At 49.7% G+C, this 15,321-nt stretch carries 14 protein-coding genes; 6 read left to right on the top strand and 8 right to left on the bottom strand.

What is annotated here, in order from left to right; all coding sequences use genetic code 11:
* Positions 1 to 245: 245 nt before the first annotated feature.
* Complete coding sequence (locus K3T82_RS02635) at positions 246 to 1,322, bottom strand: ABC transporter substrate-binding protein (protein WP_220191945.1); 1,077 nt, start codon at positions 1,320 to 1,322, stop codon at positions 246 to 248.
* A gap of 363 nt (positions 1,323 to 1,685) precedes the next feature.
* Here K3T82_RS02635 and K3T82_RS02630 point away from each other — a divergent pair, with 363 nt between their 5' ends.
* The 4 genes from K3T82_RS02630 to K3T82_RS02615 all read left to right on the top strand — a co-directional run bounded on the left by K3T82_RS02630 (position 1,686) and on the right by K3T82_RS02615 (position 4,414).
* A complete protein-coding gene (locus tag K3T82_RS02630; protein ID WP_220191944.1) occupies positions 1,686 to 2,102 on the top strand; it encodes an organic hydroperoxide resistance protein in 417 nt (138 codons plus the stop codon).
* A gap of 161 nt (positions 2,103 to 2,263) precedes the next feature.
* Complete coding sequence (locus K3T82_RS02625) at positions 2,264 to 2,695, top strand: RrF2 family transcriptional regulator (protein WP_220191943.1); 432 nt, start codon at positions 2,264 to 2,266, stop codon at positions 2,693 to 2,695.
* A 62-nt stretch (positions 2,696 to 2,757) separates the two neighbouring features.
* Complete coding sequence (locus K3T82_RS02620) at positions 2,758 to 3,666, top strand: NAD(P)/FAD-dependent oxidoreductase (protein ID WP_220191942.1); 909 nt, start codon at positions 2,758 to 2,760, stop codon at positions 3,664 to 3,666.
* Positions 3,667 to 3,847: 181 nt separating this feature from the next.
* Positions 3,848 to 4,414, top strand: a complete 567-nt coding sequence (locus K3T82_RS02615; RefSeq protein WP_220191941.1) for a cysteine hydrolase family protein — start codon at positions 3,848 to 3,850, stop codon at positions 4,412 to 4,414.
* Between the two features lie 125 nt (positions 4,415 to 4,539).
* Here K3T82_RS02615 and K3T82_RS02610 read toward each other — a convergent pair whose 3' ends face one another.
* The 4 genes from K3T82_RS02610 to K3T82_RS02595 form a co-directional block, all read right to left on the bottom strand.
* Positions 4,540 to 5,085 (bottom strand): DUF1326 domain-containing protein, encoded by a 546-nt coding sequence (locus tag K3T82_RS02610; RefSeq protein ID WP_220191940.1) that lies wholly within the window; start codon positions 5,083 to 5,085, stop codon positions 4,540 to 4,542.
* Between the two features lie 406 nt (positions 5,086 to 5,491).
* Positions 5,492 to 6,463 carry an LLM class F420-dependent oxidoreductase gene (locus K3T82_RS02605; protein ID WP_220191939.1) on the bottom strand — a complete coding sequence of 324 codons (972 nt, stop codon included), beginning with the start codon at positions 6,461 to 6,463 and terminating at the stop codon, positions 5,492 to 5,494.
* A 205-nt stretch (positions 6,464 to 6,668) separates the two neighbouring features.
* Positions 6,669 to 9,839 (bottom strand): DUF6788 family protein, encoded by a 3,171-nt coding sequence (locus tag K3T82_RS02600; RefSeq protein WP_220191938.1) that lies wholly within the window; start codon positions 9,837 to 9,839, stop codon positions 6,669 to 6,671.
* 238 nt (positions 9,840 to 10,077) lie between these two features.
* A complete protein-coding gene (locus tag K3T82_RS02595; RefSeq protein WP_220191937.1) occupies positions 10,078 to 10,893 on the bottom strand; it encodes a fumarylacetoacetate hydrolase family protein in 816 nt (271 codons plus the stop codon).
* A gap of 297 nt (positions 10,894 to 11,190) precedes the next feature.
* Here K3T82_RS02595 and K3T82_RS02590 point away from each other — a divergent pair, with 297 nt between their 5' ends.
* Complete coding sequence (locus K3T82_RS02590) at positions 11,191 to 11,592, top strand: nitroreductase family deazaflavin-dependent oxidoreductase (RefSeq protein ID WP_236030967.1); 402 nt, start codon at positions 11,191 to 11,193, stop codon at positions 11,590 to 11,592.
* A 147-nt stretch (positions 11,593 to 11,739) separates the two neighbouring features.
* Here the strand turns inward: K3T82_RS02590 and K3T82_RS02585 are convergent, their stop codons facing one another.
* Positions 11,740 to 12,132: a VOC family protein gene (locus K3T82_RS02585; protein WP_220191935.1), complete on the bottom strand. Its 393-nt coding sequence runs from the start codon at positions 12,130 to 12,132 to the stop codon at positions 11,740 to 11,742.
* A gap of 337 nt (positions 12,133 to 12,469) precedes the next feature.
* Between K3T82_RS02585 and K3T82_RS02580 the strand changes: the two genes are divergently transcribed.
* Complete coding sequence (locus tag K3T82_RS02580; RefSeq protein ID WP_220191934.1) at positions 12,470 to 12,799, top strand: hypothetical protein; 330 nt, start codon at positions 12,470 to 12,472, stop codon at positions 12,797 to 12,799.
* Between the two features lie 101 nt (positions 12,800 to 12,900).
* Here the strand turns inward: K3T82_RS02580 and K3T82_RS02575 are convergent, their stop codons facing one another.
* Positions 12,901 to 13,920 carry a zinc-dependent alcohol dehydrogenase family protein gene (locus tag K3T82_RS02575; protein ID WP_220191933.1) on the bottom strand — a complete coding sequence of 340 codons (1,020 nt, stop codon included), beginning with the start codon at positions 13,918 to 13,920 and terminating at the stop codon, positions 12,901 to 12,903.
* A 38-nt stretch (positions 13,921 to 13,958) separates the two neighbouring features.
* Positions 13,959 to 15,188: an MFS transporter gene (locus tag K3T82_RS02570; RefSeq protein ID WP_220191932.1), complete on the bottom strand. Its 1,230-nt coding sequence runs from the start codon at positions 15,186 to 15,188 to the stop codon at positions 13,959 to 13,961.
* Between the last annotated feature and the right edge of the window lie 133 nt (positions 15,189 to 15,321).

The raw sequence follows: 15,321 nt of genomic DNA, 5'->3' as shown, positions 1-15,321 counted from the left end.
AAATAGATAGGAAAACCATTCGAAACAGGACAGACTCCATCCACCATGTAGAAACTACGTCAAAATCTCTACCAATCTCACAGGCGTAAGTGGTGGAGAAAGGATTTAAATAATGTGCGTATATATGATTGATGAATATGTTTAAAAAGTGGAAATATAAAAGAATTTCATCTATATAGTTGACAAAGAATTAGCAAAATAATAGTTAGAAGATGAGGAATATACATAAATCCAGGATAGAAGGTCTATTGGCGGGGATTGGAGGGCATTAGAGGCCGCTCTGCTTGCTCAGGAGGCCATATTACACGGCGCTGCCCTTGTTGCCACTGGACAACTGCCATCTGGTGTCCAACCTGTAAACCAGAAATAGGATCAAGCTGAAACTCTCCAAAGAGGGTGCGGCACTGTAGCTTTTGGGCTGTACTCAGGAGATCTTCATCCCGAGTAGTCGTGGTCTCACGGAGACAACGAGCGTAGACTATACCAGAAGCGAATGCCTGAGCAGCGGCATAGGGTGGCTCGCTTCCTTCTGTTTGAGCATATTGACTTGCGAACCATTGAGCATCGGGTCCCTCATCAGGAGAGAGTGCGGTACGAGCGACCCATTGTGCGGGTCCAATGAGCCCTTCTCGCAACTCGCCGAGGGGTTCTAGCACTTCATCCACGCCTGCTCCCACCAACGCAATATATCGCCATCGCCTAGAGCTTCGCAGCAGAGGCGCAACCGCGCGTTCATCGGCAAAATTACCCACGACGAGCAATATATCAGCAGATGGAATGTTCGCAATGCTTGCCAGAGCGTGAGAGGGTGAAAAGTACGCAGTAGTTAGATTCAACCCAAGCAGAGCCGCCTCTTGTTGTGTTCCCCTGGCTACGTCTTGTCCGAATCCTGTTGTGCTGTGAAGGAGTACGGCCCTTCTAGCGGTCGGGTCAAAAGACGTAATAGCCTGAAGAATACTGGCAAAATAGGTTGAAGCTGGCGAAAGAATATTGATAACATGTGGAAATGAGGGTCTTGCCAGGCGCGAAGAGGCCCCACTATGATTCCAGATGAGTCGTGTGCAGGAATATGCGACCTTGAGCATTGGCCCGCTCCCGTACGGACCAAATAAAACATCTGGCTGGCTTGTCAGTGCTGCTTGTAGCCCTTTCTGAAAATTTGTGCTGCAGTCATATACATCAAGTGCGACACTTGAGAAGTTCGTGGGGAGTATGGCAGCTTTTTTAGCCCATATGTTGAGTGCCGAAGCGCAGGTTTTTCCATACAAGCTCAGTGGACCTGTGAGTGGAGTTACAAGTGCGGCATGTAACGTTGTCATCATATGTCTCATTTTTTTGTATAGAGCGTCATCTTTGAAACGTGCCGTTTATAGTAGAAATTAAATCATCTAAGAGTTCGCGAGTTGATGCATATTCACTATATCGTAGTGTGTCCAGTCAATAATGCTTTGATCCGGTTGGCATTCTGCGGCATCAAGGTGTCATAGGGCTGAGGGTCTTCCTTATTGCTACCTGGGGGCTCGTTTTTGGAATAACTGGTTAGACGCAAATGTTACCCCTAGAGGGAGAGAAGCTTCCTTTCCAGGATATGAGAAAACGATTCACATTGGATAGAAAGCATCATCTCATCGGTATCTTGTTCGATAAGTGCATTACACACTTTACACAAAAAAACGGAGCAACAGATGAAAATTCTCTATACAGCCGAAGCAACAGTGCAAGGAGGACGCGAGGGCGAGGCCCGTTCCTCTGATGGAAACCTAGTCGTCAAGCTGAATCCTCCAAAGGAAATGGGAGGGTCCGGCGAGGGTACCAATCCCGAACAACTCTTTGCTGTTGGGTATGCTGCTTGTTTTCAGTCGGCGTTGATGAGAGTGGCACAACGTGAAAATGTTGACGCAAGCCAGTCTACCATCACTTCGCGGGTAGGCATTGGACCCAACGGACAAGGAGGATTTGGGCTTGAGGTAGAGTTGCGTGTCTCCCTGCCAGGGATCGATTCAGCAACTGGCGAGAAAATCCTTGAGCTTGCTCATCAGGTCTGCCCGTATTCCAATGCCACGCGTGGCAATATCCCCGTAAAACTTACTTTAGAGCAGTAACGCTCATAAAATCGCGGGGCCTGGGATGGCGAAAGCCATTCGCCGGGCTGCTCCTTTAGAGAAGCCGGGCACTCCGAACTAATAAGGAGTGCCCGGCTTGACAAATAGATTTTTTCTCGCTATTATAGATCTGTGAAGTCGATAATTATGAGGGTTGAAGAATGAAATATTCAAAAGCGACGAATTATGCCCTTCATGCCATGCTGTTTTTCGTGGCGGCACCTGCCGGCAAGACAATTGGTATGCAGCCCTTGGCGGAAATGCTGAGCGTGTCCCCAACGTATCTCTCAAAGATTCTAACCAAACTGGTGAAGGCTGGCATCGTCGCGTCGACCCCAGGAGTGAGTGGAGGATATAGGTTACTGGGGCGCAGGGAGGAGCTTTCATTTTTAAGTGTCATTCACGCTATTGAGGGAACTGCGTCGCTCTTTCATTGTGATCTGGAGCATGTCAATGATGGCTGTCTAATTCAGGGCACAATGGCTGAGGCCGAGCACAATATGGAATCATATCTGCAAGAGAAAAAGCTGATTGATCTGGTCGACAAACTTGACCAGCATCGGTTCGCAAAATTGGCGACCACTTTCAGCTAATTTTTTTCCCCATTGAAGATAAAGAGTGTCTATAATGTCTTTAATAACAAAGGAGAGAAGCAATGATCTTTGATTGCGCGATTATAGGTGGCGGTCCGGCTGGTTTGAGTGCGGCGTTGGTGCTTGGTCGAGCCAGGCGTCACGTTGTGGTGTTTGACGACGACAAGCCACGCAACGCCGTAACCCAACACTCGCACGGCTTTCTTACACGCGATGGTGTGCAACCAGCGGAGTTCAGGGCTCTTGGTCGTCAGGATATTGCAGCTTACCCTTCGGTGGCGTTCCATGCTGCGCGCATCGAGAGCGCTCGCAAGCTAGAAACAACGTTTGAGGTCGTTACTGACAGTGGCGAGATATTTGAATCGCGAACGCTCCTGCTGACAACGGGCATACAGGAGACCCTTCCGGCGATTGATGGCATCTACGACTATTATGGCAAGAGCCTGTTTAACTGCCCCTATTGTGATGGGTGGGAACTACGAGATCAGCCATTAGTGATTATCACCGAACAGGAGATGGGAGCCTCCCATGTCCCTCAACTTCTCTACAATTGGAGCCAAGATATCGTCGTTTGCACGAATGGTCATCATATTTTAAAAGAGGAGCAGAAGCTTTTCTTTGAAAAATATGGCATACAGGTTGTTGAGGAGAAAATCGCGGCACTGGTTGGGCAATCTGGACAACTCGAACGCATTGAGTTTGTGAACCATCCTGGAATTGAGCGAACTGGTGGTATCGTAGGAGTACAATGGCGGCACGCGACCACTCTTGGTCAGGATCTTGGCTGTGCCACGAATGCTATGGGAGGCATCGCTGTTGATGAGCAGGGGCGCACCAATATCAAAGGTGTGTACGCTGCTGGTGATACCGTCACAATCCTCATGCAAGCCCAGGTGCTTCTGGCTTCCGCTTCCGGTAGCAAGGCAGCCTTCGGAATCACCAATGAACTTATCTCAAGTTACTTTGCCTAGTGATAGAATGCTTCTTCCTCCATATAGGAGAGATATAAAGCGCCCAAACAATGCTTGCTTTCTCACATCAATGAGGAAGATTTAGAGAAGTTGCGCGAGGCTCTTCCCATCTTGCGCCATATCAGCGAAATTCAAGCATGATGACAACGCTTATCACCTGGGTTACAGAAAGGAACAATCCATGCCAGATACACAGCCCCATACGCATACTGCTCTTTTAGTGATGGATATGCAGGTTGAGATTCTCTCTCGCTATGCTCATGCTAAAGATTTTTTGACACCCATGCATGATGCTATTTCTGCCGCGCGAGCCGCATTGATCCCTGTGATCTATGTGGGTGTAGGCTTTCGTCCAGGCTATCCAGAGGTGAGTGCGAACAATAAAGGGTTCGGGGCACTTAAGCAGCGGCAGATGTCAGGCATGACAAATATGGAGATCTATCCAGATATTGCGCCCCAGCCAACAGATGTTGTGATCACCAAACGGCGGGTGAGCGCGTTTTGCGGGAGTGATTTGGATGTGGTGCTAAGAGCGCAGGGGATTACACATCTCGTTCTCACTGGTATCGCAACCAGTGGGGTTGTCCTATCAACATTGCGAGAGGCTGCGGACAAGGATTTTCAGTTGACAGTTCTGTCTGATTGTTGTTTTGACAACGATGAAGAGGTTCATCGCGTTTTACTCTCTAAGGTCTTCCCTCGGCAGGCTGAGGTGATTCAGGCTTCAGACTGGACTGAGAAGCTATAAGCAGAGGGTGTCGATTCATATCCTCTCTGAAATCAACATTAGAGGGTAGGTGCCTGCCACTCAATGCCGCGAGTTTGGCATTGGGTGGCAGGCAGCGTTTGTGTGTTTGCTTTTTAATTACTTGTTCAGCCCCACTGCTCTAAGTTTTGTTGAGCCGAGATATGTCCATTATAGGTCCATTCTGGCAACGCTATAGCACGTGCATCCCCGCGTACCAGGCGGCTTCGCTCTCTGGCAAAGGTGACGGAGAGCGTATCACGTCCTTGGACTTTGTAGATGGACATCGGCACCAAATATACGGCTCGCTGTGCCGCTGGCACGCATTCGGGATGAGCGGCTGCGCTTCCCTGGCGCTGCTCGAAGAGACCAAGCAGAACGTGTATCTGATCTGGGGTCGCAGCCTCATCAATAAGAATAACCTCCTGCCATTTTGTGTCCTGCTCATTGCGAGTTTGGGCAAGACTGATAAGGAGACGTTGTGATACATCCACGTCAGCAATCATGCCAGTCTCAATCTGATCTCCTACAAAGCGCCATCTTGGGCCAAGATATGCCTCTGCGCCCTCACAGGTACAGCGGTCACCGCAGGTACATGGATCACAGGAACATGAGCAGGACTGTGCCGCAAATATCGTTCCTTTGAGTTGATAGGTTAGTGTCTTGATTGTCATACAATGGGACCTCTTCCTCTTTATGCTGTCTACCATGCATGAAAGAGAATGTCAGTTCTCCCATTGCTCATAAATCCTGGGGGCTGTTCTCCTTCCCTGCATGGTTGTTCTTCTTCCATCCTAACAGGAGAAGACAAAAGCTTTTTTCGACTTGATGGAGATTATTCGTTGTAAGCGGCTGTAAAGTGGACTGTTTGAGAGAAGATGTACTATGTTCTGTTGCCTATTGAGGTGAGTATAAGAATTAAGCAGTTTGAGGCATAAAGGCCTGAGCTTATCTATGGCTCAAGCGCTTTTGTAGAGCCTTTAGGGAGGTTGAACACACGGGGTTGTAGGCGACTTTCAAAGGCACTACCACTCAATTACTGGCACGCTAGTAATTGAGTGGTAGTGCCTTTGTGGCTATTCAAGATTTAAATGTTTGGGTACTGCTGTTCACAAATTCCTGAGCAAACAGGCGTAATCCCTCCAACTGGGGCATATCAAAGAACCGTATGATCAATTCTTGCACTCCTGCGTCTTCATATTCCTTCAAGCGCTGGCGAATGGTCGAGGGACTCCCAACCAGCGCGCCGTCGATGCGATCTCCAAAGTTGGCTCGCACGAAGGAGGGAATTCTCTCCTGTGCCTCTTCATCGGTCTCGCCGATTGAGCAGAAGACGGTTGTGGTACGACGAATACTCTCATAATCGCGCCCAACAGTGGCACAATGTTTCTTCAGGACATTGAATTTGTGCCCGATGGTAGCAAGATCATTACCAACATTGCAGGCATCGGCGTACTGTGCCACCATCTTCAGGGTAACTTTCTCTCCATCACCCCCGATGAGGAGTGGAATGTGGGGTTTTTGTATGCCTTTGGGTTGATTGATGGCCCCACGTACCTGATAATATTTGCCCTCAAAATGTGCCTCTTCCTGAGTCCACATGGCGAGAATGATCTGTACAGCCTCACGTAAATAGCGTAGTCTCTCAGGCGCATCAGGATATTCATAGCCGTAGGCGCGATATTCGTGTTCATACCAGCCAGAACCGATACCGAAATTTAGCCGCCCATGTGATAGTACATCTAATGTGCTTGCCATCTTCGCCAGCAGGGCTGGATTACGATACCCATTGCATGTGACCATTTGACCGATGCGAATGCGCTTCGTATCACGTGCCAGCGCCGCCGCCGTTGTCCAACACTCAAATGTTACCTCTTGCGAAGGTTGTGGAATCGTATGAAAATGATCCACCAGATATGCTGCCGCAATGCCTATCTCATCAGCTGTCTGCGCAACGCGGGTCATTGCCTCGTAAGCCTCCAAAGGATCTGGAATGCTCCTAAGATCCATTGTCCAACCCTGGGGAAGCAAAATTCCAAATTGCATAGCCATGCTAGCCACCTCTTTCTTGATTTTACATGGGGGAATCAGTATGAAAATCGGATTATTGAAATTGAGATCAGGTGCTATTTGTAAGCGATATATGGCATATATCGCTTGCCAGAAGTATACGTACTTTGGGCGTTGGCGAGAAGTAGCCGAAAGGATACTTGTAGAGGATACTTTTGTGTGAAGAGAAGGATTTGGAAGAGGCATATTAGAGCAGTTCGTACTCTCGAGCACGAGCAGTAGCTTGTCCTCTATTCTCGACCGCTAGCTTATACAGAATGTTTGCCACATGCTTTTTGGCGGTTGCCAGCGATATGATCAGTTGGTTAGCAATTTCTTGATTTGTCATACCTTGAGCCAATAGATGTAAGACTTCTAACTCCCGTGCGCTAAGTGGTGAGATGGGGGATCGTGGAGTCTCCTGGTACTGAACAGATGGAAATTGTTTGATATGCTGCTGGTGCTTTTGCTGCTCGAAGGTGGCTACTAGAGTTCTGATTGAGGCGTTGGCGGATGGGGAATCAATGTGCGCGATTTGGGTGACCTCGACATCCAGGAGGTCCTGAAAAACCTGTTGTAGAGGTGCTCCAGCGTCCAGATATATGCGTAGATAGTTTGTTGGATCGGCCATTTGGAGCAATCGTTTTGCTATCTGTTTGGCCTGAACCACTTCGCCGAGTGCATAGAGTGCTGCTGCCTGGTGTGCCAGTACAGGAATGATATGCCATGTACTCTCGTTCTCTTCCGCACGCGTAAACAGATGGGCTAGAAGCTGTAGAGCATCAGTATTTCTTTGTAGCGCCAGAAAGACGCGAACCAGAGCCATTGCCTCTGCATATTCTTCTTCATCATCGCCGAGCCCGGGTATTTGTGGATGAACTTCATTGTGGCTGGCCCAGGCTGAAGCGGCGGCGAGATTTCCCTGTGCTAACCAGATTTGGGCTTGTCCAGCCATTACCAGACGGTGATGATGCTTCCACTGACTCTGCTGGCTCAGTTTTTTTGCCTGCGTCAATGCCTGTTTAGCCTCTTCCCACTCTCCTCTGGCAAGGAATATGCGTAGGGCTTGATAGTAGCCTGTGATCTGTATATCAAGATGTTGCCAGGTCTGTGCAAAGTGCAGAGCTGCATCGAGATGGGTCCTCGCCTCTGTGAGTTGATTTCTGGTCCAATGGAAATCCGCCAGGTGCAGGTGAATGTATCCGAATAAAGAACGAGCCTTCCCCATCTGTTGCAATCGTCGTAATGCTTCTCTCAAGATCTGATATGCCTGGTTTAGCTGTCCAATATCACGGTAAACTATACCGAGCCGTTCCATCATCCAGACCGCTTCATATAGATGTTGCTCTCTTTCAGCTTGCTTCTTCAACTCGGTCAGTACTGGGAGTAGTACGAGCACATTTGCCTTACCCGTTATGAGGTGGTAGGTTGAGAGCATTTTCCATTTCGCATTTTCTTCACTGGAGAGCTCCTGGAGTTGGGTGCCTAGAAGGTGCATCTGAGCCACATTTTCTTGGAGAAGCGCGTCCCTGCTTGCTATCCACATGCGTAACAGATTCAAACGATTGTGGAGTTTACGCTTTTCTGTTTCTGGGAGGGTGGTGGGGTGCAGTCCTTGCGCAATCGCTTCTATGCGTACAAAGAGCTGTTCGCTTCTCGTGACTTCCTGGTTCCACTGCTTTTCTGGCGCATAAAAGGTTTGGAACAAGATTTGCAGGACTGTTGTCAGGGCTAGGTGTGTATGAACCTGTAGTATGGCGTCTGGCAAGCATTCGATCCAGGCATATAACTGGAAGATTTCCCCATTTAAGCTCATATGTGTAGCTGACTGCTCCATAAGATCAGCCGCGAAGACGTAATTATGGCCTGTGAGCGCGTGAGTAATTGCTTCACGTATGTTTCCTTGTTGGGCGTACCAGCGCGCTGCCCGGTGGTGTAAAATGGGAATTTGTTCTGGAGAGAGTGCTTGAAGGCGAGCCTGGAGCACATCGCGAAAGAGGCTATGATAACGAAACCAGCGTCGCTCTTCGTCGAGTGGAACAAGAAAGAGATTGGCTTTCTCCAGGGCAAGTAGCATTTGGTGGCTGGCCTGGGTGCTGATTTCTTTTGTTACAGCCTGACAGAGTGAAGGGTTCAGGCGGGTTAAGATTGATGTGTGCAGAAGAAAGCTCTGCACCTCCTGAGGCTGGTTCTCCAGTATTTCCTCATTCATATAGTCTAAGAAGAAATGCTGACCGCCGTTCAATTGTTGCACAAATGTGGAGCGATCCACACGTCCGCGCATTGCAAGAACTGCGAGTTGTAGCCCTGCAATCCAGCCTTCAACTCGTTGTTCAAGCATATCAGCCTCTGCTGCGCTCAGAGGATATTTCATCGCCTGACTGAAAAATTGTTCTGTTTCCACTCGCGTAAAGCGTAAATCTTGATCTCTTAGTTCAATGACCTGTGCTCGGGCGCGCAAACGTGGCAGAGCCATTGGCGGATCTCTGCGTCCAGCCAGTATTAGATGCATCCTGGGAGGAAGGTGTGCAAGCAAGAATTGGAAGGAGTCGATGATGGCTGGATCGCTGATGACATGATAATCATCTAATACCAGCACAAACTCTTCCTGACAAGCTGTCAGATCATTAATGAGGGTGGTTATAATTGTCGACAAAAGCGGTGGCTGTGGTGCTTGTAGCATGCTCAGGGCTACACCCCCTATCGCTGGCTTGTTAATACGTAGCGCGGCAACAACATAGCTCCAGAAAAGTATGGGGTCATTATCTTGTTCTTCTAGTGATAGCCAAGCGACAGCTTGTGTCAATGTCCGTCTATGCGTAGCCCAGGTAGAGAGCAGAGTCGTCTTCCCACTGCCAGCAGTAGCGGAGATGAGCACCAGGCGATGAGAAAATATCGCATCCAGGTCTTTGAGTAGGCGTTCTCGTTCTACTAACAAGGCGGGAAGTTGAGGTGGAATGAGCTTTGTCGTGAGAAGCGAGATGTGATCCTGGTTTAAAGGATTAGTCGATGCTCTTGATGATCCTCTATTGATCTGTATGATTGGCTTTGCAATCGCTGTATTGCTGCCTACAAGGTCTGAGGCTACCTGCTCTAAGTATGATAGCGTGGCGGTTTTTCCTAAATAGCGCTTGCGAGTGCGTCTTGCCTGCCTACTATAGGCATACCAATATCCACCTCCTCGAGGCCGAACTTCTTTGATGATGCTGAGATGACCATTTCGACCTTCAAATGCGAACGTGGTGTGCTCTTGAACCCAGGCAAGCCACGCTGACTCATCTGCTTGGTGAAAAGATCGTTGGAATTGTCCGTCTATAGTAAGTTCGTAGTGCTGCTTTTCTTCTGACCAAGTGAGAGCACACCGTGATGGTTTTGGCATAGATCCTTTGCTGCTGTGTGTTTATGATTCGATCACCCAACCGTACCCGATCACCCAACATTGCTAAGCATAGCAGAGACAAGAAAGCCCTGCAAGGCGAAATTTGTCAGTATTGGCAAATGGTGTTGCTTCGCTTCTATGAAGAGTGGTGTGAATGCCGGGGAGAAGGAGGTCCGCTGAGTATGAGCCGGAGCGGACCTCTTTCGTAGCATGTGAAGGAATCTTCAGGACGCGCCACTTATTTTGTCACCTGATTGTGAAGATGTAGTGCCCCAACGTGTATCTCTACTCTGTCGCCCGCCTGTAGCGTAAAATGATCGGGGGGAACAATGCCCGTCCCGGTCATTAAGAAAACTCCATATGGAAAGCTCAACTCCTGACCCAGACATGCTACTAGTTCTTCGAAAGAGCGTTTCATCTGTGCTATGCTAATCTCTTCTTGAAAAGCAAGCGCTTCATCCCGATAAATGCTGAGCCCTATAGTGAGCGCGCGCATCTCGTCTCGTTCTGTCAGGATGATACCAGGCCCCAGCGCGCACGAACCATCATAGACCTTTGCCTGAGGCAGATAGAGCGGATTCTCTCCTTCGATACTCCTTGATGACATATCATTACCCGCGCAATAGCCCACAATGTCCATCTGGCTATTGATGACCAGCACCAACTCGGGTTCTGGCACATCCCAATGGCTGTCTCTGCGGATGCGTAATGGCTGCTCATGCCCTTTGACACGCCATCCAGCAGCCTTAAAGAACAGCTCGGGTCGTGAAGCGTCGTAAACCATCTCGTAGACATCCCCTACATCCGATTCGTTTTTGCGTGCCTCGCGGCTTCGCAGGTAGGTGACTCCACTAGCCCATACTTCCTGTGCTGCTTCGATGGGAGCCTGGAGCTCTCCTGAAGCGGCGATTGGTTCTGGAAGGGCGCGCAATGTATCAAGCATAGTGGCTTGTGACATGCTGAGTAAGGAGCTCAGGGTTATGTCTTGGGGCAGGAAATGTCCATCCCTGGCCCAGCGAATACCCTGTTCGGTTTGATGTCGTGTCAGGTACATGCTGTCTCCCTATCTGTAAGATCGATTTGACGGTATGATAACCGTGAAGTGATGCTTATCGCGGAGCTTCGTTGGTCGTATCTGTATGCTCGGCTGCCTCTATGGCATCATTATGCTCATGCGTGTGAATCCTTTTCAAGTTCTCTGGTGTAACATTATTTCATAAAAACAAGGAGCCAGTTTTTGTGGAAGTCGGCGCAAATAGAGCCTGTAGGGAATGGATCTGACCCTTTTTCTGGTTATAGTAGAGTAAAGTACGCTCAAGTGTACTTGCATATGGAAAGGATTCGAATCATTATGAGTGATTGGAATAAACAGATCATTGAGGAGTTTCATGCGAATGGCGGGAAGGTGGGAGGCCCATTTGAGGGTGTACCATTACTTCTGCTTACCACAACTGGAGCCAAGAGTGGTAAATCGCATACGACGCCGCTGGCCTATTTCATAGATGGAGATCGTTTTCTCATCGTTGCCTCCTTCGCTGGCGCGCCCAAACATCCTGCCTGGTATCATAATATCCTGACTCATCCTCAGGTTTCTATCGAGTTGGGAGTTGAGTCTTATAATCTGACGGCCACCGTTATTACTGGCGAGGAGCGGGAGCGCCTCTGGTCAATGATAACGACCCAAAACCCGGTTTTCGCCGGATATCAAACGAAAACAACCCGCAAAATCCCTGTCGTCGCTTTGCAGCGCTAGATTTTCTCGCGCTCTGGTGTTTGGGTATCCTAGAAAGAAGCGATATGGAGGCATTCCGATGCTATTCGGAATGCCTCCATATCGCTTTTGTTCAAGTCCTGCGTGCAGGACTTGAGCTTAGGGATTTTAAGGCTTTTCTTTATATGTTTAGGACTGGTACGTTCGATAGTCGCCGAGCAATGTTGTCAGCTCTATCAGGTTGCCAAAGGGATCGCGACAGAAGAAGCGGGGACGTCCTGGAATGGGTTCGGCCTCTATAATTGTGACCCCTGCTTCTATCAATGTATGTCGATATTTATCTAAGTCGTCGACGACCAGACAAAAGTGCTGCCCATTTTCACTTGGTCGATCAGTGGCGGGAAGCAAGTGTAATTCCATTTCGCCATCGCCAACGATATACCAGACGAGCTGTAAGTGGTCAAGGGTCAATGGTGGCTGCTTTTCCTCAAGCCCAAGGAGTTGCCCGTAAAATGCTCGCACGGCCTCTTGACTCCCAGGTGGCACAAGTATCGATACGTGTTGTAATCGAGGTTTTGTCATGTTTTCGTCCTCCTCCTAGAGGTGGGAACGAAGAAAGGCAGCTCTCAGTAACGCTGATCGCTTTATGAAGACAGTAACCATCCAGACATGTGGTTTTGTTGAAGGATGCGTTACAATGGTTGCAAATCTTTGTGCTTACTCCTTATACGATAACCTGAGCGCGCTCTTGTTGTTACGAACATCAATCCTCATTCGAGGGCGCGGCGCCGCCTTAGCGGCAGCTAGCGCTGCGCGCTTAGATGTTCATGCAAGGAGTTAGCACTAGCCACGATTCCCATGCAGGGGCACGGCAGCACGTTGGCTTTCTCATAAGATGTCAATGGCAAGAGGATGAGACATGGTAGAACATGAAGAGACTTCCCAGAATGATGAACTCGTAGCATTGCGTGAAGACGAAACACGCTGCCTGCGGATACTTGCCGCGTGTCGGCGCTTCGCGGTCAATCTCGGTGGTGACTCGGGGTATTACGCGACCCTGGCTCAGAATGAAGAGGTGCTTCTCGATGCCTTTTGGCAGGTTGTGAAAGCCCACCAGGACCCGACAGGCGCATACGATCAGCTTTTTGCTCAGCGTACTCAGCGTGCGGGCCTGACTCCAACTGATGTGCAGCGGCTAAAGGCTCGTTTACAATGGTGGCTTACGGCTCAGGATGAGGAGGAGGAATAGACTTAGGCATAGCCAATGCAAGACCTCCAACGTCGCTGTCGCAGTGTTGGGGGTCTTGTATTGGCTATGCCTTATAAATTTCAGTTGGCAACAATGAGTGCCTAGCCGTTAGGTAGAATCTGTGTCTTGAGCCCTTTTCCCTGTCGAACTAATTCAAGCGCGTGGGAAAACTTCTCAAGCGGAAATGCCTCGGTAAGCATGGCTTTGGTGTTAATCGCGCCACCACTTACAAGGTCAACAGCCTGCTGATAAGAGTGTAGGATAGCCATTGAGCCAACGATAGTAATTTCATCATTATAGATGCTAAAAGGCGAGAGCGCGATTCTGGCCTCGCTAGGCGCGACCCCAAAGACCATAAACTTTCCGCCACGCTTCACAGCTCTGAAGGCTGCCTCGATTGCCTTGGGAACTCCGGTCGCGTCAATGACACAGTCAAAGCCCAGTGGCTCGATAGCAAGGAGATCGGCGACATCTGTCGCTGTGCGATAGGACCCAAGCTGCTCAGCAAGTGCCAGGCGGTCCGTGTTCAGGTCCAACATGGCAACGCGTGAGGCTCCGCCACGCAGAGCCAGTTGTAGGAGCAATAGGCCCATGGTTCCAGCTCCTACGATGAGCATACTGTCTCCCAGCCTGGGTTCGAGTCGATGAATGCCGTGGACCGCGCAGGAAACGGGCTCGATCAGGGCTGCCTCGCGAAACGATACATGTTGGGGAATCTCGTAGGCGTTGGCGGCTGGTACCGCGACGTATTCTGCGAAGGCACCGCTGACAGTGTCACCGATGGCATTCCATTCCTGGCAGAGATTTCCGTGACCTGCACGACAGAACGAGCAGTGACCACAGTAGAGTGAGGGATCGACCGCGACCCTGGTGCCAACGGTGAACTTTTTTCCGTTGTTTGCCTGTATGTCGCTGCCTACAGCGACCACCTCTCCCGCAAACTCATGCCCTGGCACAATGGGATAGGGGGTAGGTGGGAACTCCCCATCCATAATGTGTAAATCAGTGCCACAGATGCCACAGGCCCCAACTTTAATGATTAGTTCATCAGGTTTTGGCGTGGGATCGGCAATCTCTCCTACATGTACCGTTCCAGGCTTGTCGATAATAACGGCGCGCATTGGATATCCTTTCTAATGTAGGCAATGATCGTTTGGTTTCAATCTACCTCTGTTTTAATGGCGGATAGAGCCTCGACTTTTACGGAAATAATCCTGGCTGCTGGCGCGCAGAGGGCTGCCAGAAGACACAAGAAGATGACAACGGTTAAGGCAAGGCGCAATCCTATGTGGTCAGCGATAAAACCAAGCATAGGTGGGCCCGCGATCATTCCAGCATACCCCCATGTAGTGACGGTCGCAAGGGCGGAGCCTGAATCGCGCGTTGAGAGGCGACCCGCCGCGCTCAATGTGAGAGGAAAGGGAACCGAAAGACCAATGCCAATCAGCCCTAGACCGCAAAGCACTATTGGCGTCCAGGTGAACAACAGGACTACGGTGAGTCCGATGGCCGAGAGCGCACAGGAGCAAGCTATGAGTACGGCGGCACCAAAGCGCTTTGTCAGGTTATCACCAATTCCGCGCGTCAGGGCTGTGCAGGTTAAGAATATGGTAAAGCCAGCCGCCGCTAGTCCCGCATCCATATGCAGTGTACCGGAGAGATAAACTGTACTCCAGTCGTACATTGCGCCGACACTAAGCAAGACGCAGAAGCCTATCAATCCCAGGAACATGAGCCTTAGGCCCAATTGCGGTGCACGCCCTTTATCTCTCCCTACTGTCTTCTGGACTACTTTGGGTGGCAGCAGGAAGCGCGAGCTCAAAATGAAGCTAATGCTGGCTATCCCAACGATGGCAAGAAAATGAAGTTCGGGGCTGAGATTGAACGTTGCCAGAACACTTCCTATAAGCGCGCCTGCCAGGCTTCCCACGCTAAAGCAAGCATGAAATGAGTTGAGCATGGGTTGTCCATAGGCCTGTTCGATATCGGTACCCTGGAGATTCATCGCGATATCCATTGCACCACTGCCTGCTCCAAAGCCGATAAGCGCCATGAGCAGGAATGGTAGGTTATTCGCATATGCGATGAGCAGAAGCGAAAGACCCATACACAGAGAGCCAACTATCATCATCATCTTGCTACCCAAGCGTTGGGCTATGCGAGCCGCGATATTCATCGCGACAAGTCCACCGATGGTACATCCTAGCAGGGCTAGCCCTAATTGTCCCGAGGGCAAAGCCAGTTTCGCTTGGATGGCAGGAAGACGTGTTGAGAAGGTCGAAGTCAGTACCCCGTTGAAAAAGAAGAATGTAATTATCGCGATCCGAGACACGCGTAGACAGCGTCTCTCCAGGTATTTGCCATTTGTTATCATAGAAACCTTCCGCATCTATTCCTGGGGTGTGTACAAGGCAGTTTGTGATGAATGTATTAAATCCCCGGAACACGTGAATATATCGGGTTGTAGTTAATGTGAGGGGCTATTTGTGCGAAGAAATTAGTAGATGAGAATGGTGCGCGTT

It is taken from the genome of Ktedonospora formicarum (genome assembly GCF_016587355.1).
Lineage (GTDB): Bacteria > Chloroflexota > Ktedonobacteria > Ktedonobacterales > Ktedonobacteraceae > Ktedonobacter > Ktedonobacter formicarum.
The sequence above is the reverse complement of the archived record's forward strand: the minus strand, read 5'-3'. Positions and strand labels throughout refer to the sequence as shown.